Below are 26,943 nucleotides of genomic sequence, written 5' to 3' on the forward strand. Positions count from 1 at the left end.
AGAAGAAGGCTTTCGGATTGAATAGAGTCTTCTTCTCATCTGTCAAATCTTTCACAATTTGCTGGAATTAGCACCTTATTAACAAATGTTAATGGTTGCTGAGGCGTCATAGGGCCAGTCCCTCTACCTCTCTAGATAAGAATGTTCGTATGAAATTTTTATTATGTTTTTAACTTTACAACAAAAGTTAATTGAATTGCAACTTTATTTTAAATAATTTTTATTTTTCCGCAAGTGTCATTGACTTTTATATTTGTGCATGCTAAATTTATAAAAAATTAACAAACATTGTTAAAAGGGGAACGCATTTCCTTTTAGCTACATAAATAAAATAATAAAGACAACTCTTATTGAGAGCGGTGGAGGGAAAGGCCCTGTGAAACCCGGCAACCTTCAAACGAAATGTTTGAAACGGTGCTAATACCTGCAAAACGAATGTTTTGCATAATAAGAGGCGGAACAATTATGTCCCCCTCTTCAAAGTGAAGAGGGGGTTTTTATATTGATAGAAATGAGGGAGATTCGTGAAATTACTAGATTTATTATCAAAAGGAATTGTAATAGGTGATGGTGCGGTTGGAACGTTATTACATTCACATGGTTTGCAAAGTAGTTTTGAAGAATTGAATGTATCTGATCCAGACCTAATTATATCGATTCATAAACAATATGTAGCTGCTGGTGCAGATGTGATTCAAACAAATACGTATGGAGCAAATGAGGCGAAATTACGTATGTATGGCTTAGAAAATCAAGTTGTTCAAATTAATAAAGCGGCAGTGAAGCTTGCGAAAGCATCTGTTACAAACAGAAATGCAATTTTAGGAACAATCGGTGGTATGAAACATATCGGAGCTGTCACAACGACTGATATGGAGCGAGAATTTATGCTACTTGAACAGGCAGGTGCTTTACTAGAAGAACAGGTTGATGGATTACTATTAGAAACTTTTTACGATGAATTTGAATTACTTCATGCCGTTAAAGTATTGCGTAAGCAAACGAATATTCCGATTGTTGCTCAAGTAGCGTTACATGAAGCAGGTACGACTCAAAATGGAAATGATGTCAATGAAATATTAAAACAGCTTATAGATTACGGTGCAAATGTTGTTGGATTGAACTGTCAACTAGGGCCACTTCATATGACGGAAGCTTTCAAAATGATATCGATTCCGCAGAATGGCTATTTATCAGCATACCCAAATGCAGGTCTCCCAAATTATGTGGAGGGACGTTACGTATATGAGGGAAGCCCAGCTTATTTCGAAGCGATGACACCGAAATTTATTGAGCAAGGTATTCGGTTATTGGGTGGTTGTTGTGGTACGACTCCAGAACATATTCAAAGTATGAAGCGCGCTGTTGCGAATGTTACACCTGTAATAGAAAAAGACACGATTCAAAGACCGAAAGTAGTTCATACACACGAGAAGCGTTCGAAGGTACAGGTTACTCTTGCGGAAAAGGCAAAAAAACAAACGACAGTTGTAGTGGAATTAGATCCGCCGAAAACGTTAGATACACAGCGGTTTTTTGAAGGAGCAAGAGCGTTAAAAAGAGCGGGAGCAGACGCTATTACTCTAGCAGATAACTCATTAGCATCGCCTCGTGTTTCGAATATGGCAATGGGCGCATTATTAACGAAGCACGATATTCCAGTATTGACACATTTAACGTGTAGAGACCATAACGTCATTGGACTACAATCTCATTTACTAGGTTTATCAGCGTTAGGTATGGAGGAAGTATTAGCTTTAACTGGTGATCCAGCGCGCGTTGGTGATTTTCCGGGAGCAACTTCTGTATATGATCTGTCCTCTATAGAGTTAATTAAAATGATTAAAGAAATGAACGATGGACGTTCCATTTTAGGGAAATCCATTGGACCGGCAACAAGGTTTTCAGTCGGAGGTGCTTTTAATCCTCACGTAAGGCATTTAAAAGCAGCGGTAAAGCGAATGGAACGAAAAATAGATGCTGGGGCTGAATATTTCTTAACACAGCCGATATATGATGTTGCTTTAATAGAAGAAGTATATGAAGCAACAAAACATTTGGAACAACCTATTTTTATTGGAATTATGCCATTAGTAAGTAAGCGGAATGCAGACTTTCTCCATTTTGAGGTGCCGGGTATTACTCTTCCTGAAGAAATAAGAGAGAGAATGGATGGACACGAAACGAAAGAGGCAGCTATCGAGGAAGGGATTCGTATTTCACAAGAGTTGATCGATGCAGCGATGAAATATTTTAACGGTATCTATTTAATTACACCATTTCTAAAATATGAAATTACAGAACATCTTGTTAAATATGTGAGAGAAAAGCAAGAAGTGAAAGAAGGTATTAATTGATGAAGTGTATAGAAGAAAAATTACAAAATAACATTTTAATATTAGACGGTGCAATGGGGACAATGATACAACAAGAGGACTTAACTGCGGAAGATTTCGGAGGAGAAGAGTACGAGGGCTGTAATGAATATTTAGTAGAAACAAGGCCGGATGTTATTTTAAAGATTCATAAAGCTTATATTGAAGCTGGAGCTGACATTATTGAAACAAATACATTTGGGGCGACAAATATCGTATTAAGTGATTATGAGCTGTCTCATTTAGATGAAGAACTAAATGAAAAGGCAGCACGATTAGCGAAACAAGCTGTTAAAGAAAGTGGGAATGAAGTATATGTTGCAGGTGCGATGGGACCGACAACGAAAGCAATTAGTGTTACAGGAGGAGTTACATTTGAAGAACTAATAGAAGCTTATACTAGGCAGGCGAGGGGATTATTAAATGGCGAAGTTGATGTGTTACTCGTTGAAACGAGTCAAGATATGCGTAATGTGAAAGCTGCTTATATTGGAATTCAAGCTGCTTTTGAAGAACTAAATAAAATTGTTCCTATTATGATCTCTGGGACGATTGAGCCGATGGGGACGACTCTGGCTGGGCAAACAATTGAGGCTTTTTACTTATCCGTAGAACATATGAAGCCATTATCTGTTGGATTAAACTGCGCGACTGGTCCGGAGTTTATGAGAGACCATATTCGTTCTTTATCTGATTTATCGGAGTGTTACATTTCTTGTTATCCAAATGCAGGTCTTCCTGATGAAGATGGACATTATCATGAATCTCCATCTTCTCTCGCTGAAAAAGTGAAGCGATTTGCTGAAGAAGGATGGATTAATATTATTGGTGGTTGTTGCGGCACAACACCAGAACATATAAGAGCAATGAAAGAAGCGCTAGCATCTCTTACACCGCGTGCGCAAAATGAACGAGCCGGACATGGAATTAGTGGATTAGAGGCGCTGCAATATGATGAGTCTATGAGACCGTTATTTGTAGGTGAAAGAACGAATGTTATAGGGTCACGTAAATTTAAACGATTAGTGGCAGAAGGTAAATTTGAAGAGGCTGCTGAAGTGGCAAGAGCACAAGTGAAGAAAAATGCTCATATTATTGATATTTGTATGGCAGACCCTGACCGTGATGAAATAGAAGATATGGAAAAATTCTTATCAGAAGTTACGAAAGTGTTAAAAGTACCGATTATGATTGATTCAACAGATGAAAATGTAATGGCGAGAGCACTTACTTATATTCAAGGGAAAGCTGTTATTAACTCTATTAACTTAGAAGATGGAGAAGAGCGTTTTGAAAAGGTAACGCCACTGCTTCGCAAGTATGGTGCCGCAATTGTAGTTGGGACAATCGACGAAGATGGTATGGCAGTAAGTGCTGAAAGAAAACTAGAAATTGCGAAAAGAAGTTATGAATTATTGACGACGAAATATGGTATACGCCCGTCAGATATTATTTTTGATGCACTTGTATTTCCAGTAGGGACAGGTGATGAAGAATACATCGGTTCAGCGGCAGCGACGATCGAAGGAATTCGACTTATTAAAGAAGCGTTACCAGAATGTTTAACGATTTTAGGTGTGAGTAATATATCATTTGGTTTACCACCAGCTGGACGTGAAGTGTTAAATTCTGTCTTTTTATATCATGCAACGAAAGCAGGATTAGATTATGCGATTGTTAATACTGAGAAATTAGAGCGCTATGCGTCAATTCCAGAGGAAGAAAAACGTCTTGCAGATGCATTATTATTTGAAACGACGAAAGAGACGTTAGAAGAATTTACGAATTTTTATCGTGTTGCTAAAAAGAAAGAGGTTGTTGTTCAAGAAATATTAACGCTTGATGAGCGACTAGCCAACTATATTGTAGAAGGTACAAAGCAAGGATTACATGAAGATTTAAGTCTCGCGCTGACAGAGGGAAGAAAACCTTTGGATATTATTAATGGTCCACTTATGACAGGAATGGATGAGGTGGGACGATTATTTAATAATAATGAACTTATAGTTGCTGAAGTATTGCAAAGTGCTGAAAGTATGAAAGCTGCTGTAAGTTATTTGGAGCCGCATATGGAATCTAGCGATAGTGCGAAAAAAGGAAAAGTATTATTAGCGACCGTTAAAGGGGACGTACATGATATTGGGAAAAATCTTGTTGAAATTATTTTATCAAATAACGGATATGAGATTATTAATTTAGGAATTAATGTTCGTTCGGATCGAATCGTTCAAGAAGTGCAAGAAAAAAAACCTGATATTATAGGTCTTTCTGGCTTGCTAGTAAAATCAGCACAACAAATGGTAACAACTGCTGAGGATTTAAAAGCGGCGAATATTGATATTCCAATTGTTGTTGGTGGTGCAGCGTTAACGAGAAAGTTTACAGATAATCGTATTTCTCCATCGTATAAAGGGCTCGTATGTTATGCGAGCGATGCGATGACAGGTCTTGATATTATTAATAAGCTTCAAAAAGAAGAAGAGCGTGAGAAGATGAAACAGGATAAAAAAGAACGTCATCTTCATATCGTAAAAAAAGAAGAGAAGAAAGTGGAAATTCCAGCAGTAATTGAGCCATTACCAAAATCAGAGGTTATGGTGCCTGATTCAACAAAACGAATTGTATTACGAGATGTTCCTGTCTCACATCTTGCCCCATTTTTAAATAGACAAATGTTACTTGGACATCACCTTGGATTAAAAGGAAATGTGAAGAAGCTTTTGAAAGAGGGGGATAAAAGAGCGCACGAATTAAATGATTTAATAGACGAATTATTGGTGGAAGGACAATCTTGGTTAAAACCGAAAGCAGTGTATCAATTTTTCCCAGCGCAAAGCGATGGACAAAACATCGTAATATATGATCCAGAAGATCATACGCGCGTAATAGAGCGTTTCACATTTCCTAGACAAGGAAAAGCACCATACCGTACTTTAGGTGATTATTTGCGCCCTATTGGAGATGAGATGGACTATGTCGCTTTCTTATCTGTTACTGTTGGGGAAGGAGTTCGGGATATTGCTGAGGAGTGGAAGGCGAAGGGAGATTATTTACGCAGTCATGCAATTCAATCGTTAGCGCTTGAATTAGCAGAGGGGCTTGCTGAAAAAACACATATGCTCATTCGTGACCGCTGGGGCATTCCAGATTCACCTGAACTGACGATGGAAGAGCGTTTCCGTACGAAATATAGAGGAATACGTGTGTCATTTGGTTACCCAGCATGCCCAGAACTTGCGGATCAAGAAAAATTGTTCCGTCTAATTCATCCAGAGGAAATAGGTATTTCATTAACGGAAGGATTCATGATGGAACCAGAAGCATCAGTAACGGCTATGGTATTTTCTCACCCTGAGGCAAGGTATTTTAGTGTACTATAGTGTAGAAGGGGGAGACGTATGAAGAAAATAGTCTTTACAGGTGGCGGTTCGGCAGGGCATGTAACACCTAATTTAGCCATCATTCCATATTTACAAGAACAGCATTGGGACATCTCTTATATTGGTTCTCATCAAGGGATTGAGAAAGCGATTATAGAAAAAGAGGGCATTCCGTACTATAGTATTGCGAGTGGAAAGCTACGTCGTTATTTTGATTTGAAAAATATAAAAGATCCTTTTCTTGTAATGAAGGGGGTTATGGATGCGTATGTAAGGATTCGAAAACTAAAACCGGATGTAATTTTTTCAAAAGGTGGTTTCGTATCTGTACCAGTCGTAATTGGAGGATGGTTAAATAGAGTGCCAGTTTTATTGCATGAATCCGATATGACACCAGGACTAGCAAACAAAATTGCGCTCCGTTTTGCTTCGAAAATATTTGTTACATTTGAGGAAGCAGCGAAACATTTACCGAAAGAAAAAGTAATATATACGGGAGCTCCTGTACGTGAAGAAGTGTTAAAGGGAAATCGTGAAAAAGGTTTAGCGTTTTTAAGTTTTTCACGTAAAAAGCCGATTATTACAATTATGGGTGGAAGTTTGGGTGCGAAGAAAATCAATGAAACAGTTCGAGAAGCGTTACCAAAACTTCTTAAAAAGTATCAAATTGTTCACCTTTGCGGAAAAGGTAATCTTGATGAAAGCTTACAAAATAAAGAAGGATATAAACAATTTGAATATATCCATGAGGAGTTACCAGACATATTAGCGGCAACAGATTTTGTTATTTCACGTGCGGGATCCAATGCAATCTTTGAGTTTTTAACATTAGAAAAGCCAATGGTTTTAATTCCCTTATCAAAATTTGCTAGTCGTGGAGATCAAATTTTAAATGCAGAATCCTTCGAAAAACAAGGTTATGCCTCAGTATTGTACGAAGAAGATGTTACTATGAATTCTCTTATAAAGCATGTCGAAGAGTTAGATCAAAATAATGAGGTGTATAAAAGGGCATTAAAGAAATACAATGGAGAAGAAGCGATTAAAACTATTATTAAACATATTTCAGAGGCATGATTATACAATCATGTCTTTTTTAATAGGATGAAAGATTCCAAGAATTGATATTTTTATGTTACAATAACAAATGGTTAGTAGGGAAATTCCAATTGATTAAGCGTGAAAATACGAATGGATTAGGAGTGACTGTGTTGGAGCTAAGTCTCTATGAAAATACTGCACTTATTATATGCTTTGTGTTGTACGTTGGTAGTGTGATTGTTTATATTTCAAGGAAATTTTCGCAAGAACGAGAGCTTGAAAAATCAGAAATAACAGCAGAACTAGAAATGTTAGCTGATGAAAGTTATAAAAAACAAAAAATAAAAGAAGACCATGAAGCAACCCATCATTTAAACGCAAATAAGTTCTAAAGATGGGGATTTTTTTTGATGTCATTCTTTATTATATCTATAGCAAGTAACGCTAAAAGGAGTTTCCCCATACATATTTAAAGGATGAACATAAATGAAATTTTATATAGCATCGGGATTTCAAAATAAACACATTGTTCATTTTGTATCAGGCCAGTTAAAAGAAGCAGGATGGCACCATACATATGATTGGACAAAAAACGAAAGAGCAGTTAACCAAGAACAATTAAGAGAAATTGGTGAGGCGGAAAAGAATGCTATAAAGGAAGCCGATGTCTTTTTACTTATATTAGATGGTGGAAATGGAAGTCATACAGAGTTTGGAATGGCCATTGCACTAGAGAAAAAAATATATATGTATCATGAAGGAAATTCGCTGCAAACAACATTTTATCATTTGCCAGAAGTACATATTTTTGAAGGGGATGCAAAAGAGTTTGTAGCTCACGTTATGAATAATGTGGATGTTTAAAAGGTTATAAAGATAATCTTTTGGGTACAGTGATGATAAGGAAAGTATATAAAGGAGCTATATAATATGAAATTAGAAAATGGTTGGGAAACAAGTTTTTTAGAAGTGGTACAAAAGAGTGAATTTAAGAAAGATGCGCTTCTTAGTCAATTGCTTTTTGCAGATAGTGAAGAAGTAGAAGAGCTTACTGATGATTACGGATATGAAGAGATTATTGAACGCGAACATGATGATGAATTAGCAGAAGTTTTAGGCGAAGAACTATTCAGTGAGATGGAGCGATACGTATTCTTATCTTCACAACCAGAAGAGAAACTGATTTCATTCGTAAATGGATTAGGTTTTCATGTGTTAGATTGGATCGTGCTTCTTGAAACAGAATTTGGTGTTGATAGTGCAAACTTTACATCAGATGCTGTGAAGATGTTAGAAAAGCGTTTCAGACAGTTTCCATACATAGAGGATAAGACGATTTTTGATATGACGTTTGGAGAAGCGATGGATGTATTAGAATCCATTACAGGATTACAACTGAAGGAAAAGATGAACGTATAATGAAAAAAGAACGTGAGGATATCACGTTCTTTTTTTTACATAATAATAATTTTATCATCTAGTTTTGTCTGCCCAGTAAGAAGTGCGTTTAAATATTCCACTTTTCTTATACAAGCTTGTATATGTCTTTCAATCTCTTGTAACTCTGCTTGATGATGTGTTTCAATTGGATGAATTTGTACGTTAAATTTTTCAAATTGACTACTATATGTTATTTCTGCATAGCCGCTCATAATATCCGTTTCGTTATGAAATAAAAATTGTTTCGTTTTGTCACAGAATGATACATCCTGAAAGCCATATACTTTTAATGCGTCAATTACTTTTTTTATTATTTTTGTATTCATTTTTTAACCCTCTTTACGAAGTTCTACTTTTATATTATAACATAAAAAATTACATAGAAAGCGCTTCCAAGTGTATTTTATTATAAACTTTACGTTTCAATCATAAAAATGAAACAAAGAAAAAATAATTGTAAAGAAGGAAGGACTCTTTTATTGTTTCGTCATATATATAGAGAAATAGTGCAATGAAAGGAAATTTTCCGAGGTGGAGATTGTATTTCCAATTTGAGCGCAGTAAAAGAGGTGAGAATCTTGAACTTTGATATTGTAGGGCAAAAAGCATATATAAAAGATGGCCCGCATCGGAACCGAATTGGAATTGTAAAGAAAAACGAAGAACAATTAAAACCACACTTCGCTATTATAATTGGAGAACAAAGTATTGATGTCGAGCTAAAGGATATCGTGTTAGTTGGAGTGGACGTAGGACAATTTCATAAATGGTGCGAGCAGAATGGTTATTTGTGAAAAGGACGGGCTGTGAGATAATGAAATATATTTGAGAAAAGAGAATATGTTATTGTATTCTCTTTTTCTATGTGTAAGGAGACGGAAATGAAGTATAAAGAACGAGATTTTACATTGGAATTGAAAGAGAAAATTCAATGTATGGAAAAGGAGATAGAGCGAATATCACTTAAACTTTTTAGAGAGTATGCGCATTTATATATTGAGAAAAATATGGAATTAGACATTGGATTCGAAAGAGAAAAAGAGGATCCCTTTGAAACGGGGTATTATTCATCAGTTTCTATGGCGATAGTAGATGAAGAAGGTGAGATGATTGACTTTTATATCATTCCAATTTGGAAATGTGAAAATATCCTTTTAGGAATGCTAACTCAATCAAGAATTTGGGGGAGTAAGAAAGTAGGAAAACTTGTTGATGATTCTTATTATGAGATTGAGGAGGAGTTAAAAGAGCAACTAGAAGAATGCTTGGAGTGATACTTTTCAAGATGAGATGTAAAAAAAGACGCTAACAGTTTTATGTTAGCGTCTTTTTCTTATTATGAAGCAATTTCACCAGTTTTTGTATCATCTTGATTGTACGTATCTTGATCTAATTCACCAAGCCATTTACTAGAAATAAGACCTGCTGTCATAGAACCACTTACGTTAAGAGCTGTACGGCCCATATCGATTAATGGTTCAACCGAGATAACAAGAGCGACAATGCCAATTGGTAAGTTCATTGTAGATAGTACGATTAACGCTGCGAATGTTGCACCGCCACCAACACCGGCAACACCGAATGAGCTAATAGCAACGACAGCGATTAAAGTTAAAATAAATTGTGGTTGTAACGGATCAATTCCTACAGTTGGAGCGACCATCATTGCAAGCATTGCTGGATAAATACCTGCGCAACCGTTTTGACCGATAGATACCCCGAATGAAGCTGCGAAGTTTGCAATCCCTTCGGAAATACCAAGCTTTTCTTTTTGCGCTTCAATATTTAATGGCATTGCACCAGCACTAGAGCGAGATGTGAATGCAAATGTTAATACAGGGAATACCTTTTTCAAATATTGAATTGGATTTAAACCAGATAGAGCAATTAATAATAAGTGAATAACGAACATTACGATAAGTGCTACGTAAGACGCTAACACGAAGTTACCAAGTTTTAAAATAGCATTTATATCGCTACCAGCAACTGTTTTTGCCATAAGAGCTAATACGCCGTATGGAGTAAGGCGTAAAATTAATGTTACCATACGCATTACGATTGCATATACAGCATCAAGCATCTTCTTAAATAACTCTGCTTGTTCTGGATATTTTCGTTTTACACCTATAAAGGCAATGCCGATAAAGGCTGCAAATATTACGACAGAAATTGTTGATGTTGGACGAGCACCTGTTAAATCAAGAAATGGATTTGTAGGTAATAGCTCTAATAATTTGTCTGGAATTGTTGTCTTTTCAATAGAAGTAAATCTTTCTTCAACTAGTTTCAGACGAGCAGATTCTGCATCACCTTGTTGTAGGCCTGTTGCTGATACATCAAATCCTGCACTTGCAGCGATTCCGACAGCTGCAGCAATTCCTGTAGTAAGAATTAAAATTCCGATAATAAGGCCACTGATTTTACCAAGATTTTTCGTTAATTGTAATTTTGTAAAGGCTGAAATAATAGATACTAAAATAAGTGGCATAACGATCATTTGAAGCAATTTCACATAACCGTTACCGATTAAGCCAAACCAAGTATTTGATTCAATAATTACTTTAGAAGTAGGCTCATAAATAAATTGTAATATAAGACCAAATAAAATTCCGACTCCTAAAGCAGTAAATACACGTTTATTAAAAGATACATGCTTACGTTGCATATAATATAATACGCCGACTAAAATGAGCATGACTACAACGTTAATTCCGACAAGCAGTGTATTCATGTTGATTCCCCCTAATTCCAATCTGTTATATAGAATATAAGGTAATAAAACCTATAAGTCAACTAGGAAATTCCGCGATTAAAAAAAAGATGGCAAATTGCCATCTTTTAATGTCCAGCCCCAGGGACAAGTAAAAACGTCGTGTAGTATGTAAATCCTATGAAGAAAACAGTTAAGTAGGCCCCAAATACGTATATATACATACGCTCTGTTAATTTTAAATAACTTAAAAGTACGAAGAAACCTGTTTGTCCTAAAAATAGTAGTGCAGCCTGTTGCATATCCCCTACGTAAAACATAACCGAGAAAATTCCAGTCCAAAAGCCGAGAACGCGAAACATGCGCTCCATGCCATCTCCCTCCTTTTCTAGAAAAAGTAAACCTCTCCTCATTATAGTTTATTTTTCTTACTATTGTAAATATTCGTTCATATAAAAAGAAGCCAATTATAATTGGCTTCTTTTTATATGAGAAATTAAATTGTTAATTTATAATTACAAGATTTACATCCATCTAGTAGACTATCATTTCGTGTTAATTCCATGTTAGGGAATAGGATTTCAAAAATCCCTTTCATCATATCCCCATGCATATTACAAATTTCAGTTGGGTGATGAACAGCAACTTCTTTAAATGGACAATTGTGTACATCATAGAAAATTTTTGTTCCATCTGCACTTAATTCAAATGCAGGTGATAAACCAGCTGTTGAGAAAGCTTCTTTTGCAATTTGAATTTTTTGTTCTACTGTTAAGTCTTCTTCACTCACATTTAAGCGGTGCATATGTTGTTGCATTAATTCTGCCCCGAATTGTTTTCCTGTTTCGTATAGCGCTTTTTCACCAGCAGCTCCAAGGCTAAGGAGAGAATTGAACGCTATTTTTGCTAATAATTGATAATCACGGAATGGAAATTGCAATTGGATAACATCATCAGATAATACATATAATCTGCTTGGTCTTCCACCTTTTCCAGTTTTCTTTGTTTCAGATTTAAGCATATGAACATCTTCTAATTTAGATAAATGTAAGCGTGCTACGTTTGGATGAATGTCAAACTCATCTGCAATTTCTTGTACAGTTACGTAACTATGTTTTTGAGAAATATATTTATAAATGTAATAACGAGTTGGGTCAGATAATACACCTGTAATTTTTAAAGCTTGTTCCATGAGGATCTCCACCTTTATCACTTTATCCAAGATAATAACATTATAATACAGATAAACTTCCATATAGGTAATTTCAGACAATAATTCGGAAATTGTTCATAATTTCACAAACATAATTTTCCTTTTTATTCTGATGAAAATACAAAAGTCCCAATTTTTATTGTGCATTTTTTCATGCTATATACATAGTGAGGAGGGAAAATGATGAATGGAATTGAAATTTTTGCGAATACAATTTTGAAAGAAGCGTGTAGGGTACAAGCATCGGACTTACATATTGTGCCCCGGCAGAAGGATGTAGCGGTTCAGCTACGTATAGGAAAAGATTTAATTACGAAACAATGTATTGAAAAGGAGTTTGGAGAAAAACTTGTTTCGCACTTTAAATTTTTGGCATCCATGGATATAGGAGAGAGGCGGAAGCCACAAAATGGTTCATTGTATTTACAAATTGATGGACAAGAAGTGTATTTACGTCTTTCAACACTTCCGACTGTATATCGAGAAAGTCTCGTGATTCGCCTTCATTTACAAGCATCTGTGCAGCCGTTATCTCATCTTTCGTTATTTCCAAGTACGGCGGAAAAACTCCTCTCTTTTTTACGTTATTCACATGGTCTACTCGTATTTACTGGACCGACTGGTTCTGGGAAGACAACGACAATGTATGCATTATTAGAGGTAATTAGAAAAAGGAAAACACGTCGAATTGTAACACTTGAAGACCCAGTTGAAAAAAGAAAAGACGATTTATTACAAATTCAAATAAATGAAAAAGCAGGTATCACTTATGAGGCTGGACTAAAGGCTATTTTACGCCATGATCCAGATATTATATTAGTTGGTGAAATCCGGGATGAAGAAACAGCAAAAATAGCTGTAAGAGCAAGTTTAACTGGACATTTAGTAATGACGACCCTGCATACGAATGATGCGAAAGGAGCGATACTCAGATTTATGGATTATGGCATAACGAGGCAAGAAATTGAACAAGCTTTATTGGCTGTCGCTGCACAGCGACTTGTTGAATTAAAGTGTCCATTTTGCAGAGGAAAGTGCTCAATTTTATGTAAATCAATGCGGCAAGTAAGACAAGCAAGCGTTTACGAGTTGTTAGATGGATATGATTTGCAACAAGCAATTAAAGAAGCGAACGGAGAATGTGTTACGTACAAACATGAAACATTAGAATCTTCGATACGAAAAGGGTATGCTTTAGGATTTTTAGAAGAAGATGTTTATGTTTAAGAAAACATGGAGTTTAAGTGAGCAATTAGTATTGTTGAAACGATTAGGAGAACTATTAGAAAAAGGATACTCCCTTTTGCAGGCACTAGAATTTTTACGGTTTCAATTACCCTTAGAAAAGAAAGTACAATTACAGCATATGATTGAGGGATTAAAAGAGGGGAGAAGTCTACACGATTCGTTTCATCAATTAATGTTTCATCAGGAGATGTTAAGTTATTTATTTTATGCTGAGAAACATGGTGATATTTCTTTTGCATTGCAACAAGGGAGCGCACTTCTTTATAAGAAGGATAAGTATAGGAAAGATATGATGAAAATAATGCAGTATCCTATGTTATTAGCATTCTTTTTAATGATTATGCTTGCTGTTTTCAATCTCATCTTATTACCGCAGGTTGAAATGGTGTATAGTTCATTTGGTTCTACAGCGCCGCTATTTACAGAACAAATTTTAAGTGCAATTAAACGAATACCTTACATTATTTTTAGCGGTATTCTTATCTTTATTATTGGATGTAGCGTATATTTGTTTTATTTTCGGAAACTCCCACATATTGAACAGGTAAAAATCATGCTTCGTATTCCTCTCATAAAAGTATTTCTTATTTTAAAGCATTCGCATTATTTCTCCACTCAATTGAGTGGTTTATTGTACGGCGGACTATCGGTGCTCGAAGCACTCACAATAATGATGGAGCAAAAATATAATCGATTTTTTCAGTATGAAGCAGCCCGAATTGAACGGCAATTAATTGCAGGAGAATCGTTACAATCTATCATTGCTAAAAGTGGTTATTACGAAAAAGAACTTTCTTATATTATTAGGCATGGACAAGCAAACGGTAATTTGGCAGTTGAATTAGAGGACTATAGCGATCTTGTTATAGAAAAGATGGAACAAAAAATGAAACGTATGTTAGTTATCATTCAACCGATTTTATTTACATGCATTGGAGGAATAGTTGTTCTTATGTATTTAGCGATGATTATGCCGATGTTTCAAATGATGAATTCCATTTAGGAGGCATTTACATGCAGAATGAGGAAGGATTTACTCTGTTAGAGATGTTATTAGTTATGGTTGTTATAACTGTATTATTACTATTAATTATTCCGAATGTAGTGAAGCAGCGCTCATCAGTTCAAGGAAAAGGATGCGCAGCCTATGTGAAATCTATAGAAGCGCAAATACAGGTATATCAATTACAGCATAATAAAATTCCTTCGTTAAAAGAGCTAAGTGACGAAAAATATATTACAACTCATAAGTGTCCGAATGGTGAATCTATTCATATTTCAGATGATGGCACAGTATCAATCGGGACATTGTGAAACAAAAAGGATTTACTCTTTTAGAAATGTTGCTCGTTTTATTTGTAATTTCTGTCTTAAGTATGATTACGTATTTTAATGTTCATTCATTATATGAAAAACAAAAAGTCGAACAATTTTTGAGCCAATTTTCAAATGATATTTTGTATATGCAACAATTAGCGATAAATCGTCAGAAATACTATACGCTACGGTGGTATAAAGAGAAAAACACGTATTACATTGAGGAGTCGGGTACGAATCATTTTATTGTGTCGAGAGACTACGGTAACGATATACAAATTGATTTGCATACATTTCCAAATCCGATGACATATAATCCGAGCGGAAATATTAATAGAGGTGGTACAATTTTACTTTCGTATCGAAGTTATAAATATGAGATTGTATTTCAGCTCGGAAGAGGGAGATTTACGTATCGTGAAATATCAAAAAGGATCCATAATGGCTGAAATGCTTGTATCGTTAAGCATACTAATGATGGCGGTATCGGTACTGCTGCCGCAAACAGTATTGGTCATGCAAGAAAGAAAAAATATACAACTCCGCTATAAGGCATTCGTATTATTAAAAAAAGAAGCAGCTTTATATATGTATGAGAATGAGGAAATGCGAGTAAAAGAAAAAATTATAAACGAACTTGTATATTACACATATTGGGGAGGAAGTGAAGTGTGTACTATGTGGAAAGATGTGAAGGGAAGAATGATGGAACAATGTTTTTATGTGGGAGGAAAAATAAATTAGAAGTTGGATTTACATTAATAGAAATGATCGTATGTTTGTTTCTAGTATCCCTGTTCTTTTTACTTTTACCGAGTCTTCATTTTATCGGAATGGAGAATAAACACTTAAAAGGATTAAATGAGTGGGAGTGGGATGTGTTTTTAGGCCAAGTACAACTGGAGTTTCGTGAGGTATCGTTTGGGGAACATATAATGGCCCTTGAAAATAAAGGTAGTATTTTACGCTTCCGTTTGCGTAATGGGGATGAAGTGATATATGAAAAAGTGAATAATCATCTTATAAGAAAAGTGAATATGCGTGGAAGGGAAGTTATATTACAAAAGGTTGGCAATGTTTCGTACAAACTAACACCTCATGTGCTCTTTATAAATATGAAAGATACTAGTGGGGAAATACATGAAGGTGTAGTTGTAAGATATAGCGAAATGGAAATAAAGGAATGAAAAAACAAGATGGATTTACAATGCCAGCAACAATCATTTTTTTAATTTTATTAACCTCTTTTTTTGTATACGAAACGAATATGTTGCTTTCTGATAAAAAATTTTATACTGAAATAGAGAAAAAATTTTTAGTGGAAGAGTTGATTAATCGAGCTATTGCAGATATAAAAGTAGACTTACAGAAAACAGAAAGAGATGGTACCTTTTTCTTTCCATATACAAAGGGAAAAGTGAGTGGAAAGTACGAATTTGAAAATGATATGATTCTCGTTTCTTTGCAGTGCGAGACAAAACAAAGAATTTTCTATACGGTGAGCTTTCGGTATAGAAAAAATGATGAGAAAATATTTGATTGGATAGAAGGATGACAGGTAAAGTATGCGGAGTAAAACCATGAATTTCCATTGTGAAGAGCTTCAATTTCTTTTGGGAAATGGATAAATATAACGATCAAAAGTTTAAATTTTCTCAAAAAAGAGAAAGGTAGAAAGAATATGATATATTCATGCTATCCAATCATTTTTTTTAGGGAGAATAGGGAAATGACAAATAACAATCAAATAGGTGAAAATAAAGAACAAACTATTTTTGATCATAAAGGAAATACGATTATGACAGAAGATAGGGAAATACAAATTATTTCGAAATTCGAAGAACCTCTTATCGTCGTATTAGGAAATGTAATAAGTGACGAAGAATGCAACGAATTAATTGAAATGTCTAAAAATAAAATAAAACGTTCTACAATTGGTTCAGCACGTGATGTAAATGATATCCGAACAAGTAGCGGCGCATTTTTGGAAGAGAATGAACTTACTTCGAAGATTGAAAAACGTATTTCATCTATCATGAATGTTCCGGTGACGCATGGAGAAGGATTGCACATTTTAAATTATGAAGTGGATCAACAATATAAAGCGCACTATGATTATTTTGCGGAACATAGTAGATCAGCTGCTAATAATCGTATTAGCACGCTTGTAATGTACTTAAATGATGTAGAAGAAGGCGGAGAAACGTTCTTCCCGAAATTAAATCTTTCTGTACACCCTAGAAAGGGAATGGCAGTATACTTTGAGTATTTTTATCAAGATCAATCACTAAATGAGCTTACGTTACATGGAGGGGCACCTGTAACGAAAGGCGAGAAATGGATTGCAACGCAGTGGGTGAGAAGAGGTACTTATAGGTAAAAGCGAGTATGTTACGTTTTGTTCTTCTTAGTATAAGAAGAACAAAACGTTTTTTTATTAAACAAAGTAGCATCTTTCGTTATAATAACAATTAATACATGACGATTGAGAGGACAGAAAATGAAATCTATATACATAACCGGCTATATGGGAGCTGGGAAAACAACAATTGGAAAAGCGTTAAGTAAAGAACTGCAAATGGATGTTGTAGATACAGATCAAAAAATCGAAGAGAAGCAAGAGAAGGCAATTCGAAATATTTTTGCAGAAGAAGGCGAAATAACTTTTCGAGAATATGAAAGTGAGATGTTACGTTCACTACCAGTTCATAATGCAATCATTACAACTGGTGGAGGGATTATTGAGCGAGTGGAAAATCGAAAGTGGATGAAAGAGAACGGGACTGTCGTGTATTTATATTGTGATCCGCATGTAATTGCAGAAAGGCTTCGTGAAGATACGACACGACCACTATTTCAGAAGAAAGATATAGAGGCATTTGTAACGAAATTCGAATCGCGCCGAGCGTATTATGAAGAGGCACATATTCATATCGACACGACAAATAAGTCAGTAAAGCAAATTATGAATGAATTAAAGGAAAAGATTAATGAATAAAAAAGTGGACATACTAATCAAGTAGAGGTGATGATAATATGTCTACTAATGATTATGTTCGCTTTGTGACGCAGCAGTTTGTGTCATATATGGATGCACCAAAAGAAGATCGTAAACAAAAGAAAGAACAACGCCGCTCTGAAAAAGAGCCATTTTTAAATAAATGGTTTGGTGTTATGCCGCTTAGTGCAGCTTTATTTTATCGAAACGTAAAAAATAAAAGGAAAAAATCAAGTTAACTTTTAGTCATATGTCTAGCAAAATGAAAATCCCCTAGTAGCGTTATATACTAGGGGATTTTCATTTACTGTACAGACTCTTTTTCCTCAGTAACCGCATGTATTTTATTGTTCACCCATACGAACCCTATTCCGATACAAATTGAAATGCCCCAGCCGACAGCAGTCATAATCGCTCTCATTTCACCGTAGCCATCTACACCGAAAACGGAGATGAAATAAATTTTTAAAAAGCTTTTTAATATAAATTGAAGCCCGAAAAATAGCGTTAAATATTGTAGTGCTGGATATATACGACTATCACGATACAGTTCACGACTTTTATCACGGTCATGCCCTTGTAGTGCTGCAATATCTGCTGCGAAATATAACATAAGTGGTTTTTTTATAAAAATTGTACATATGACGATAATACCGAGTACGATGTGATAATACGCATCGTTCCACAACATTCGTTCAGCTGATCCAGATAATAAATCTACCGTCGTATTAGAAATGAGTGTAATTAAAATAAAGAATCCTGTCACGTTAAACTGCTTTTCTTTTTTAAAGGTATACAGTGTATAAATAATCCCCGGAACAGAGGAAATTAACATCGCGTAATAAGGATCAATATAAGGTTTTGCAAATTTCCAAATGAGGAATGGGATTACGAGATAAAAGACAAGATCTAATATAGCTTTTTTATTTTGATTCATACAAATCCTCCTTAAGTCATACATATATTTTATAATATAATTTCTGAAAATTGTATAAGGTTTGATTGGAAAAGAAAAAATATATCAATTTTTGAGGGATTAGTAGATTGAAAAAATTGCCCCTAGCGTAGTAAGTTTTTTTAGTATATAATAAAGGAAACGCTTTCATTTTTGGTTTGTTCACAAAATGGACGGAAAATCACATATGTACTATCGATATGTTGCTTTATAATGAAACTAATTAAATATACGTGCATACAATATTGTGAAATAAATAACATAAATAAAATATATAAATGTAAACGTTATCAAAGAGAGAGGTGGAAACAATGAGTAAATTTTTCTTCAATCATAATCCAGCAACAGTAGAGGATGGAAGGCTTGTTAAGTATGCTGAAATTATTTATGGAGAAGGTGGCCGTTCTGTATTAGAAAATTTAATGGTGAAGGCATCTATCAGATTGCGCGATCGTTATCCGAATAAATCTGACGAACAGATCTCGAACCTCGTAAATAAAGGCATCCATGATATGTTTCAAAAATATGTGAGTGAGTAAGAGTAGCCAATGGCTGCTCTTATTTTTTTGTATAAGGATTGTAACTCTAGCTGAAAATAAACATGTGTTTTGAAAAACGTAAAAAGGAGTGGGAAAGATGAGCAATGGAATTGGACGTTCGAAAGAAAACCTTCCAACTGATGCAAATCATGTGAGCGCAAAGGATCGTGCACAGCAGAAACGTATGGCACAGAAAAAACAGCAAGAGCGTAGTGACGATAGCGAGTAGGATAGAAAATAAATAAAAAAAAGCTCCTTCTAAAAACGGAAGGAGCTTTTTTAAGATAGAAAATGATTAGCGGTAACATAAAAGAGGCCACCGTTAATAATTTGCACTGTAATACGTGGTTCATATTGTTCTTGCAAGGCTTGTTTTTCAATTTCATAGCTTTCAGGAAGTTCATCACTATCTTCATAAAAACGATTTAAAAGATCTAAATCGTGATTCCAACGTACCCTCGCTTCTTTCGCCCACGCATGATCATCTTCTGCAATTATATTTTTTAAAGCGTCCTCTATACGTTGTAAGCCGCTTTGAGGCTTAATGATAGGAGAGAGCGTAAAACAAAAATCAGGTATTTTCGGTGTAAGTTTAATGTTAGTTAATGTTTCATGAAAATTTGCCATCATTGTTCCAGAGATGAGATGAATACCAATGGAATGAAGGATGTCTTTTTTTCGATCACATTGATAAGACACTTTTATATTTACACCGAGCCAAGGATGGAGCGGTGTATGCGTTGCCCCGTTATGCTTTATTTCCTCATATAAACGTATGTAAGAGCCTAATTCTTTCGTTGTCTGGAAAATTTGATGTAGTCGTGGTGAACCGTAGTGAATAAGTTCGCCATCGTTTTCTTCGTTTTCTGGATTTGTAATAAGAGTAAGGCGCATCGGATTCGGTACGCCTCCTGTTTTTTCAAGATAGTGCCAATAGAAAGGGCGGTTCATTAATAATTTATCCATCTCAATTGTTAACTGCACATCTAATAGGTGAGGGGAACGTCCTAAAATTTCGCAGTTATTCGCTTCAAAGAAATTGTTTAAGTAATTATGGATTTCATGTTGCTGCATAGCCTTGCACCTCAGCTTCATTTCGCTTCGCAAAGTCGATAATAGATGTTAAGTTTTCCATCTTAATTCGAATTTCTCCTTCGCTTTTTGATTGCGCAAAAATTTCTTGAATATGCGCATCGATGTTTTTCATATTAATTCTTGTTAAAATTTCATCGAGTTCACCGATAACACGCTCAAATAAATTTATTTTTTCATATAACAGTTTCAAAATGTGTTCTTCAACAGTATGCTTTGTAGCTAAGTTATAAATATGAACATCATTTTTTTGACCAAGACGGTGAATACGTCCAATTCTTTGTTCAAGACGCATTGGGTTCCATGGCAAATCATAATTGATCATATGGCTACAAAACTGTAAGTTAATTCCTTCTCCGCCAGCTTCCGTTGCAATTAATACTTGCGCGTGTTTTTGGAAAAGTTCCTTCATCCAATCTTTTTTCCCGCGTTTAAATCCACCGCGGAACGGAACGGAAGAAATGCCGTGCTGCTGTAAAAACCATTGTAAGTACATTTGTGACGCTCGATATTCCGTGAAGATGACGACTTTATCGTCAATTTCTTTTATAAGCTCAAGAGCTTTATTTGCTTTTGAGTTGAATGGAATATGATTAATATTGTCCATTAGTACATCAATATATGGATCTTTTATATATTGTTCATTTTCTTTCTGACGTTTTTCTACATGCTTTTTTAATGAATAGTACACAGCTTCACGGCTACTACATGCCTCGCGTTTTAATGTTAAGGATGAGAAAGCGGATGTGAAGGCATCTCGTCCTCCCCAGTGTTCAATTGCATTATATAAAGCTTGCTCTTCTTTATTAAACTCTACAAAAATTGTACGTACATGCCTCTTCGGCCAATCAATTCCGGTATTATGACGTCTATTTCGGACCATTACTTTGTTAATGAGAGCTTTTAAGTCTTCATCTGATTCGGCTGAACGATTTTTTGAAGCGTAGTATTCTTCAAAGTTGGATTGATTGCCCAAATGTCCTGGTTTTAATAAAGAAACAAGGTTGAAAATTTCATCAATCTTGTTTTGAACAGGAGTAGCTGTTAGTAATAAACAAAACTTCTTTTTTAATCGCTGTGCAAATTCATAGTTTTTTGTTTTATTATTTTTTAGTTTATGTGCTTCATCGATAATAATAAGATCATATTCTAAGTTCAAAACGATATCGCGATGTGGTGAACGTTTTGCAGTATCAATTGATGATACGATCACGTCAGCTTGCTCCCACGAGTAGCTTTTCTTTTGAGCTACAGCTGGAATGAAAAACTTTGTATTTAGTTCGTATGCCCATTGTGACACGAGAGAGGCTGGGACGAGTATGAGTACTTTTTTCACAAGCCCACGCACCATATATTCTTTTAAAATAAGTCCAGCTTCAATTGTTTTTCCAAGCCCTACTTCGTCGGCTAGTATCGCTTTACCGTTCATTTGTTCAATAACATTTTGAGCGACTTCTAATTGATGAGGAAGCGGTGTGAAATGGGATAAGTGCTTCGGTGCTTGTAGTCCATCGAAAGTAGGAACAAGTAACGATTTTTCTGTTTCATAAGCTAAATGGTATAAATCCCAGTTTGTCCAAGGACCATCTTCTTCAATTCTATTTAAAAAATTGTTTTGCCACGTCCGATCTACGGAAATATCAACATTCATTACGACTCTCCCACCTTTTATAAGTTAAAGTAATTATTTTTTACATGTATAATGATTCGCCTTGAAAGAAGGCTTTGTTATCGTTATTAAAGGCTATATGATAGACAATAATAAGCATTAAATCTCAAAAGTTGTATTTAGTAAGATTAAGAATGAAAAATTCTAAATTATTTTTTATGCTAGAATATTGATGAAATATAGCGAATGATGTTAGGATAATGGTGTGAAATGTGTGGAATCTTTCGTATTTTATCCAAGAAAGTACTTTTTTATTTACGCTTTCATAAAAAAATATAGTGAGATTCCGTATATCCTATCTTTTCAGAATGAAAATGTTTAGATATGGGAAGCAACTTTTATTGATTTGTCAGAGCATAAGGGGGAAAGAGCATGATTACATTACAACGTACACCGTTATTTGATGTATACGCGAAGTATGGTGGGAAAACAATCGACTTTGGTGGCTGGGAATTACCAGTTCAATTTTCAAGCATTAAAGAAGAACACGAAGCTGTACGTACAGCGGCAGGTTTGTTCGATGTGTCTCATATGGGAGAAGTTGAGGTAAAAGGTGTAGATAGTTTAGCATTTTTACAACGTGTTGTTACAAATGACGTATCTACCTTAAAGGTAGGAGGCGCACAATATACAGCTATGTGCTACGAAAATGGTGGTACAGTAGATGATTTATTAATCTACAAACGTGGTGAAGAAGACTATTTATTAGTAATCAATGCATCAAATATCGAGAAAGATTACGAATGGTTAGCAAGTCATGTAATTGGCGATGCGAAAGTAGTCAATGTTTCTAGTGAAGTTGCGCAGCTTGCAATTCAAGGACCAAAAGCAGAAGGCATTTTACAAAAAGTTGTGTCAGAAGATTTGAAAGAAATTAAGTTCTTTAAATTTAAAAACGATATTCTTGTAGATGGAATTCCTGCACTTGTATCTCGTACAGGTTACACAGGTGAAGACGGATTCGAAATTTACTGTAAGAGTGAAGATGCTGCAAAACTTTGGGAGAAACTTCTTGAAGTTGGAGCAGAAGAGGGCTTAAAAGCATGTGGTTTAGGTGCTCGTGATACACTTCGCTTTGAAGCAACACTTCCGTTATACGGACAAGAATTATCAAAAGATATTACACCGATTGAAGCAGGAATTGGCTTTGCGGTAAAACCAAACAAAGAAGCAGATTTCTTTGGAAAAGAAACGTTAAAAGAGCAAAAAGAAAACGGTGCATCTCGTAAATTAGTCGGCATCGAAGTGATCGAACGCGGTATTCCTCGTACGCATTACCCTGTATTTGTAGGAGAAGAAAAAATCGGGGAAGTAACGAGTGGTACACAATCTCCAACGTTAAAGAAAAGCATTGGTTTAGCACTAATTGATGTAAAATACGCAGCAGTTGATACAGAAGTAGAAATTGAAATTCGTAATAAACGCGTCAAAGCAGTAGTTGTTCCAACACCATTTTATAAACGTTCAAAGTAACGGGGAGAGGGGTAGATTTCATGTTGCATCGTTATCTTCCAATGACAGAAGAAGACAAAAAAGAAATGTTACAAACGATCGGCGTTCAAACAATCGACGAATTATTCTCTGATATTCCAGAGAGTGTTCGTTTTAAAGGGGATTTAAAAATTAAAGAAGCAAAATCAGAGCCAGAGCTTTTAAAAGAGCTATCTCAAATGGCTGGTAAAAATGCTAATTTAAAAGAATATGCTTCTTTCTTAGGAGCAGGCGTATACGATCATTATGCTCCAGTAATTGTTGATCATGTTATTTCTCGTTCAGAGTTTTATACTGCTTACACGCCATACCAACCAGAAATTTCACAAGGGGAATTACAAGCAATCTTTGAATTCCAAACAATGATTTGTGAATTAACAGGAATGGATGTAGCAAACTCTTCTATGTATGACGGAGGTACAGCTTTAGCTGAAGCGGCAATGTTAGCGGCTGGCCATACTCGTAAAAAGAAAATTCTTGTATCTAGTGCAGTGCACCCAGAATCAAGAGCAGTACTTGAAACTTATGCAAAAGGTCAACATCTAGAAGTTGTTGAAATTAATCATAAAGATGGTGTAACAGATTTAGACGTATTACAAAGCGAAGTAGACGATACAGTTGCTTGTGTAATCGTTCAATATCCAAACTTCTTCGGACAAGTTGAAAAGTTAGCTGCTATTGAAAAAATCGTTCATCAACAAAAATCATTATTTATCGTTTCTTCAAATCCGTTATCATTAGGCGCATTAACACCACCAGGGAAATTCGGTGCTGACATTGTAATCGGTGATGCACAACCATTCGGTATTCCAACACAGTTTGGTGGACCACACTGTGGTTACTTTGCAACAACGAAAGCATTTATGCGTAAAATTCCAGGACGTCTTGTCGGACAAACGGTAGATTCAGATGGTAAACGTGGATTTGTATTAACGCTACAAGCACGTGAACAGCATATTCGTCGTGACAAAGCGACATCTAACATTTGTTCAAACCAAGCGTTAAATGCATTAGCAGCTTCTGTTGCAATGACGGCACTTGGAAAACAAGGTGTGAAAGAAATGGCACGTCAAAATATTTCTAAAGCACAATATGCAAAACGTCAATTCGAAGCGAAAGGCTTCACAGCTACATTTGCTGGACCATTCTTCAATGAATTCGTTGTAGATTGCAAACGTCCAGTGAAAGAAGTAAACGACGCATTACTACAAAAGAATATTATCGGTGGTTATGATCTAGGCCGTGATTATAAAGAATTAGAAAATCATATGCTGTTAGCAGTAACTGAGCTTCGTACAAAAGAGGAAATTGACACACTTGTAAACGAAATGGGGGCTATCCAATGAAGAACCAAGACCAAGCACTTATTTTTGAAGTGACTAAACAAGGACGCGTAGGATATAGCTTACCCAAATTAGATGTAGAAGAAGTGAAACTAGAAGATGTATTTGAGAGCGATTATATTCGAGTAGAAGATGCAGAGCTACCAGAAGTATCTGAACTTGACATTATGCGCCACTATACAGCACTTTCAAACCGTAACCACGGCGTGGATTCTGGATTCTATCCACTTGGATCTTGTACGATGAAATATAATCCGAAAATTAATGAGAATGTAGCTCGTTTTGCAGGATTTGCAAATATTCATCCACTTCAAGATGAAAAGACAGTACAAGGTGCAATGGAATTAATGTACGACTTACAAGAGCATTTAATTGAAATTACAGGTATGGATACTGTTACATTACAACCAGCAGCAGGTGCACACGGAGAATGGACAGGTTTAATGTTAATTCGTGCTTACCATGAAGCAAACGGTGACTTTAACCGTACGAAAGTAATTGTTCCTGACTCTGCTCACGGAACGAATCCAGCATCTGCAACTGTAGCTGGTTTTGAAACAATTACAGTAAAATCGAATGAACATGGTCTTGTTGACTTAGAAGATTTAAAACGTGTTGTAAACGAAGAAACAGCAGCACTTATGTTAACAAATCCAAATACATTAGGTCTATTCGAAGAAAATATTTTAGAAATGGCTGAAATCGTCCATAATGCAGGCGGTAAATTATACTATGATGGTGCAAACTTAAATGCGGTATTAAGCCAAGCGCGCCCAGGAGATATGGGATTTGACGTTGTGCATTTAAACCTTCATAAAACATTTACAGGTCCGCATGGCGGCGGTGGTCCAGGTTCTGGTCCAGTAGGTGTGAAAGCTGATTTAATTCCGTACTTACCAAAACCAATTTTAGAGAAAACGGAAAATGGCTACCACTTCAATTACGATCGTCCAGAAGCAATTGGGCGTGTGAAACCATTCTATGGTAACTTCGGTATTAACGTTCGTGCATACACATACATTCGTTCTATGGGTCCAGATGGACTACGTGCAGTAACTGAGTATGCTGTATTAAATGCGAATTATATGATGAGAAGATTAGCGCCGTTCTATGATCTTCCGTTCGATAGACATTGTAAGCATGAATTTGTATTATCAGGTCGTCGTCAAAAGAAACTTGGTGTACGTACATTAGATATTGCAAAACGTCTGCTTGATTTCGGTTACCACCCACCAACAATTTACTTCCCATTAAATGTGGAAGAATGTATTATGATTGAACCGACAGAAACAGAATCAAAAGAAACGTTAGATGGTTTCATTGATAAGATGATTCAAATCGCTAAAGAAGTAGAAGAAAATCCAGAAGTTGTACAAGAAGCACCACACACTACAGTTATTAAACGTTTAGACGAAACGATGGCTGCTCGTAAACCTGTTTTACGTTATGAAAAGCTTGCTCCTGTACAAGTTTGATTAGAATAAAAAATAAAAAAGAACTCGCTACATGCGGGTTCTTTTTTTGTTTGGAGAATTTGTCCCGCTATTTGTGGACAGTAAAACTCCCAACTCAAAACTTAGCTGGTGCAAAGAAGCCAGGTGGGAGATAAACTGTCCGTAAATGCCCGATTGGTGAAGGCTAATAATCAGTGGGGATGAACAAAAATCCCTACTGATTAAAGTTTCACTTTATGCAGAAATAGTGAAGAAAATGTTAAAACTTTATATTTTTTGTTTCATAATTGTGTAAAGATGTAGTTTTATAGGTAGTTTTGTTGAAAAAGTCGGTTTGATAAAAGTATTTATTTTTGTTAGAATTTTATTGAAATTAAGAAGATGTGATGAGGCAAAAATTACTCATTTTTATGTATATGTGAAAAAACGAGCAAGGCGGGGGTGAAAGTGTGGGATATCGATGTTATAGAATGGTATACCATTTAGAAAATGGAGAAACAATTAAAGATGTAAAAGAATTTTGCTATCGAGACCAAGGAAAAGTGTTAGAAAGAGTAGCACATCGTGTAATGGATAATAGAGAAGTGACGGCGATTGATAAACAAGGAACAATCATTTCAATAGCATGTGAGGACATTGTAAAGGTAGAACTTGATTACATAAAAGAAAGTTAACCTT

At 35.5% G+C, this 26,943-nt stretch carries 32 protein-coding genes and 2 riboswitches; of the genes, 24 read left to right on the forward strand and 8 right to left on the reverse strand.

The genetic code is table 11. From position 1 onward, the window contains the following. Positions 1–32 precede the first annotated feature (32 nt). Positions 33–142: riboswitch (SAM riboswitch) on the reverse strand. A 202-nt stretch (positions 143–344) separates the two neighbouring features. Further along, positions 345–454, forward strand: a riboswitch (SAM riboswitch). A gap of 70 nt (positions 455–524) precedes the next feature. The 6 genes from A6J74_RS23205 (at position 525) to A6J74_RS23230 (ending at position 8,215) form a co-directional block, all read left to right on the forward strand. After that, positions 525–2,357 carry a bifunctional homocysteine S-methyltransferase/methylenetetrahydrofolate reductase gene (locus A6J74_RS23205; RefSeq protein ID WP_000770363.1) on the forward strand — a complete coding sequence of 611 codons (1,833 nt, stop codon included), beginning with the start codon at positions 525–527 and terminating at the stop codon, positions 2,355–2,357. Beyond that, on the forward strand, positions 2,357–5,755 hold the full coding sequence (gene metH / locus A6J74_RS23210) for a methionine synthase (protein WP_000649700.1): 3,399 nt from the start codon (positions 2,357–2,359) through the stop codon (positions 5,753–5,755). The genes A6J74_RS23205 and metH overlap by 1 nt, the downstream gene beginning before the upstream one ends. Positions 5,756–5,773: 18 nt before the next feature. Continuing rightward, complete coding sequence (locus A6J74_RS23215) at positions 5,774–6,832, forward strand: undecaprenyldiphospho-muramoylpentapeptide beta-N-acetylglucosaminyltransferase (protein WP_000724783.1); 1,059 nt, start codon at positions 5,774–5,776, stop codon at positions 6,830–6,832. Between the two features lie 95 nt (positions 6,833–6,927). Further along, positions 6,928–7,188: a DUF3966 domain-containing protein gene (locus A6J74_RS23220; protein ID WP_079519680.1), complete on the forward strand. Its 261-nt coding sequence runs from the start codon at positions 6,928–6,930 to the stop codon at positions 7,186–7,188. A 94-nt stretch (positions 7,189–7,282) separates the two neighbouring features. After that, positions 7,283–7,660: a nucleoside 2-deoxyribosyltransferase gene (locus tag A6J74_RS23225; RefSeq protein WP_000675235.1), complete on the forward strand. Its 378-nt coding sequence runs from the start codon at positions 7,283–7,285 to the stop codon at positions 7,658–7,660. Between the two features lie 66 nt (positions 7,661–7,726). Further along, positions 7,727–8,215 (forward strand): hypothetical protein, encoded by a 489-nt coding sequence (locus A6J74_RS23230; RefSeq protein WP_000764243.1) that lies wholly within the window; start codon positions 7,727–7,729, stop codon positions 8,213–8,215. 35 nt (positions 8,216–8,250) lie between these two features. Here the strand turns inward: A6J74_RS23230 and A6J74_RS23235 are convergent, their stop codons facing one another. After that, positions 8,251–8,562, reverse strand: coding sequence for a hypothetical protein (locus A6J74_RS23235; protein ID WP_001092832.1), 312 nt, complete (start codon positions 8,560–8,562; stop codon positions 8,251–8,253). 252 nt (positions 8,563–8,814) lie between these two features. On the opposite strand from A6J74_RS23235, the gene A6J74_RS23240 reads away from it, so the two are divergent. Further along, positions 8,815–9,030 carry a DUF3912 family protein gene (locus A6J74_RS23240; RefSeq protein ID WP_001008324.1) on the forward strand — a complete coding sequence of 72 codons (216 nt, stop codon included), beginning with the start codon at positions 8,815–8,817 and terminating at the stop codon, positions 9,028–9,030. An 87-nt stretch (positions 9,031–9,117) separates the two neighbouring features. Continuing rightward, positions 9,118–9,510, forward strand: coding sequence for a hypothetical protein (locus tag A6J74_RS23245; RefSeq protein WP_000875407.1), 393 nt, complete (start codon positions 9,118–9,120; stop codon positions 9,508–9,510). A gap of 62 nt (positions 9,511–9,572) precedes the next feature. On the opposite strand, the gene A6J74_RS23250 is transcribed toward A6J74_RS23245, so the two are convergent. From A6J74_RS23250 to A6J74_RS23260, 3 genes are all read right to left on the reverse strand, one after another. Continuing rightward, positions 9,573–10,967 carry an L-cystine transporter gene (locus tag A6J74_RS23250; protein WP_001094350.1) on the reverse strand — a complete coding sequence of 465 codons (1,395 nt, stop codon included), beginning with the start codon at positions 10,965–10,967 and terminating at the stop codon, positions 9,573–9,575. Between the two features lie 107 nt (positions 10,968–11,074). After that, entirely contained in the window at positions 11,075–11,317 is a 243-nt protein-coding gene (locus A6J74_RS23255) for a DUF2626 domain-containing protein (protein ID WP_000440717.1), read from the reverse strand. A 125-nt stretch (positions 11,318–11,442) separates the two neighbouring features. Further along, complete coding sequence (locus tag A6J74_RS23260; RefSeq protein WP_000434112.1) at positions 11,443–12,138, reverse strand: helix-turn-helix transcriptional regulator; 696 nt, start codon at positions 12,136–12,138, stop codon at positions 11,443–11,445. A gap of 204 nt (positions 12,139–12,342) precedes the next feature. Here A6J74_RS23260 and comGA point away from each other — a divergent pair, with 204 nt between their 5' ends. From comGA to A6J74_RS23310, 10 genes are all read left to right on the forward strand, one after another. Continuing rightward, positions 12,343–13,386 (forward strand): competence type IV pilus ATPase ComGA, encoded by a 1,044-nt coding sequence (gene comGA / locus A6J74_RS23265; RefSeq protein WP_001013172.1) that lies wholly within the window; start codon positions 12,343–12,345, stop codon positions 13,384–13,386. Beyond that, positions 13,373–14,410 carry a competence type IV pilus assembly protein ComGB gene (gene comGB, locus A6J74_RS23270; protein WP_002093281.1) on the forward strand — a complete coding sequence of 346 codons (1,038 nt, stop codon included), beginning with the start codon at positions 13,373–13,375 and terminating at the stop codon, positions 14,408–14,410. The genes comGA and comGB overlap by 14 nt, the downstream gene beginning before the upstream one ends. An 11-nt stretch (positions 14,411–14,421) precedes the next feature. Next, a complete protein-coding gene (gene comGC / locus A6J74_RS23275; RefSeq protein WP_001178691.1) occupies positions 14,422–14,721 on the forward strand; it encodes a competence type IV pilus major pilin ComGC in 300 nt (99 codons plus the stop codon). Beyond that, positions 14,718–15,173, forward strand: a complete 456-nt coding sequence (comGD, locus tag A6J74_RS23280; RefSeq protein ID WP_000810404.1) for a competence type IV pilus minor pilin ComGD — start codon at positions 14,718–14,720, stop codon at positions 15,171–15,173. Before comGC ends, comGD begins: the two co-directional genes overlap by 4 nt. Next, the gene (locus A6J74_RS23285) at positions 15,166–15,468 is read left to right on the forward strand and encodes a hypothetical protein (protein WP_000829525.1); all 303 of its coding nucleotides are present in this window, start codon (positions 15,166–15,168) and stop codon (positions 15,466–15,468) included. Before comGD ends, A6J74_RS23285 begins: the two co-directional genes overlap by 8 nt. Then, the gene (gene comGF, locus A6J74_RS23290; protein ID WP_000477944.1) at positions 15,438–15,911 is read left to right on the forward strand and encodes a competence type IV pilus minor pilin ComGF; all 474 of its coding nucleotides are present in this window, start codon (positions 15,438–15,440) and stop codon (positions 15,909–15,911) included. The genes A6J74_RS23285 and comGF overlap by 31 nt, the downstream gene beginning before the upstream one ends. Beyond that, a complete protein-coding gene (comGG, locus tag A6J74_RS23295) occupies positions 15,908–16,279 on the forward strand; it encodes a competence type IV pilus minor pilin ComGG (protein WP_000743702.1) in 372 nt (123 codons plus the stop codon). Before comGF ends, comGG begins: the two co-directional genes overlap by 4 nt. Positions 16,280–16,453: 174 nt before the next feature. Beyond that, positions 16,454–17,104 carry a 2OG-Fe(II) oxygenase gene (locus A6J74_RS23300; protein WP_000183875.1) on the forward strand — a complete coding sequence of 217 codons (651 nt, stop codon included), beginning with the start codon at positions 16,454–16,456 and terminating at the stop codon, positions 17,102–17,104. Between the two features lie 120 nt (positions 17,105–17,224). Beyond that, complete coding sequence (locus A6J74_RS23305; protein ID WP_000836652.1) at positions 17,225–17,722, forward strand: shikimate kinase; 498 nt, start codon at positions 17,225–17,227, stop codon at positions 17,720–17,722. Between the two features lie 38 nt (positions 17,723–17,760). Beyond that, on the forward strand, positions 17,761–17,961 hold the full coding sequence (locus A6J74_RS23310; RefSeq protein WP_000106086.1) for a YqzE family protein: 201 nt from the start codon (positions 17,761–17,763) through the stop codon (positions 17,959–17,961). Positions 17,962–18,026: 65 nt separating this feature from the next. Here A6J74_RS23310 and A6J74_RS23315 read toward each other — a convergent pair whose 3' ends face one another. Together A6J74_RS23315 and A6J74_RS23320 are read right to left on the reverse strand one after the other, a co-directional pair. Further along, positions 18,027–18,659, reverse strand: coding sequence for a VC0807 family protein (locus A6J74_RS23315; protein ID WP_001073100.1), 633 nt, complete (start codon positions 18,657–18,659; stop codon positions 18,027–18,029). Positions 18,660–18,799: 140 nt separating this feature from the next. Then, on the reverse strand, positions 18,800–18,916 hold the full coding sequence (locus tag A6J74_RS23320) for a GTP pyrophosphokinase (protein WP_073990725.1): 117 nt from the start codon (positions 18,914–18,916) through the stop codon (positions 18,800–18,802). Positions 18,917–18,988: 72 nt separating this feature from the next. On the opposite strand from A6J74_RS23320, the gene A6J74_RS23325 reads away from it, so the two are divergent. Together A6J74_RS23325 and A6J74_RS30505 are read left to right on the forward strand one after the other, a co-directional pair. Then, positions 18,989–19,216, forward strand: a complete 228-nt coding sequence (locus tag A6J74_RS23325; RefSeq protein ID WP_000032702.1) for a hypothetical protein — start codon at positions 18,989–18,991, stop codon at positions 19,214–19,216. Between the two features lie 97 nt (positions 19,217–19,313). After that, positions 19,314–19,445 (forward strand): hypothetical protein, encoded by a 132-nt coding sequence (locus A6J74_RS30505; RefSeq protein ID WP_000064664.1) that lies wholly within the window; start codon positions 19,314–19,316, stop codon positions 19,443–19,445. A gap of 50 nt (positions 19,446–19,495) precedes the next feature. Here the strand turns inward: A6J74_RS30505 and A6J74_RS23335 are convergent, their stop codons facing one another. Further along, positions 19,496–20,290 carry a YqhG family protein gene (locus A6J74_RS23335; RefSeq protein WP_001183954.1) on the reverse strand — a complete coding sequence of 265 codons (795 nt, stop codon included), beginning with the start codon at positions 20,288–20,290 and terminating at the stop codon, positions 19,496–19,498. Continuing rightward, complete coding sequence (locus tag A6J74_RS23340) at positions 20,277–21,959, reverse strand: DEAD/DEAH box helicase (RefSeq protein ID WP_001100044.1); 1,683 nt, start codon at positions 21,957–21,959, stop codon at positions 20,277–20,279. Before A6J74_RS23340 ends, A6J74_RS23335 begins: the two co-directional genes overlap by 14 nt. A 390-nt stretch (positions 21,960–22,349) precedes the next feature. Between A6J74_RS23340 and gcvT the strand changes: the two genes are divergently transcribed. The 4 genes from gcvT (at position 22,350) to A6J74_RS23360 (ending at position 26,939) form a co-directional block, all read left to right on the forward strand. Next, positions 22,350–23,450: a glycine cleavage system aminomethyltransferase GcvT gene (gene gcvT, locus A6J74_RS23345; RefSeq protein ID WP_000631761.1), complete on the forward strand. Its 1,101-nt coding sequence runs from the start codon at positions 22,350–22,352 to the stop codon at positions 23,448–23,450. A gap of 20 nt (positions 23,451–23,470) precedes the next feature. Next, complete coding sequence (gcvPA, locus tag A6J74_RS23350) at positions 23,471–24,814, forward strand: aminomethyl-transferring glycine dehydrogenase subunit 1 (protein ID WP_000903222.1); 1,344 nt, start codon at positions 23,471–23,473, stop codon at positions 24,812–24,814. Further along, complete coding sequence (gene gcvPB / locus A6J74_RS23355) at positions 24,811–26,286, forward strand: aminomethyl-transferring glycine dehydrogenase subunit 2 (RefSeq protein ID WP_000795714.1); 1,476 nt, start codon at positions 24,811–24,813, stop codon at positions 26,284–26,286. Before gcvPA ends, gcvPB begins: the two co-directional genes overlap by 4 nt. A gap of 449 nt (positions 26,287–26,735) precedes the next feature. Beyond that, positions 26,736–26,939, forward strand: coding sequence for a DUF3929 family protein (locus A6J74_RS23360; RefSeq protein ID WP_002039587.1), 204 nt, complete (start codon positions 26,736–26,738; stop codon positions 26,937–26,939). Positions 26,940–26,943: the final 4 nt, after the last annotated feature.

Source organism: Bacillus sp. FDAARGOS_235, assembly GCF_002073415.2.
Taxonomy (GTDB): Bacteria; Bacillota; Bacilli; order Bacillales; family Bacillaceae_G; genus Bacillus_A; species Bacillus_A toyonensis.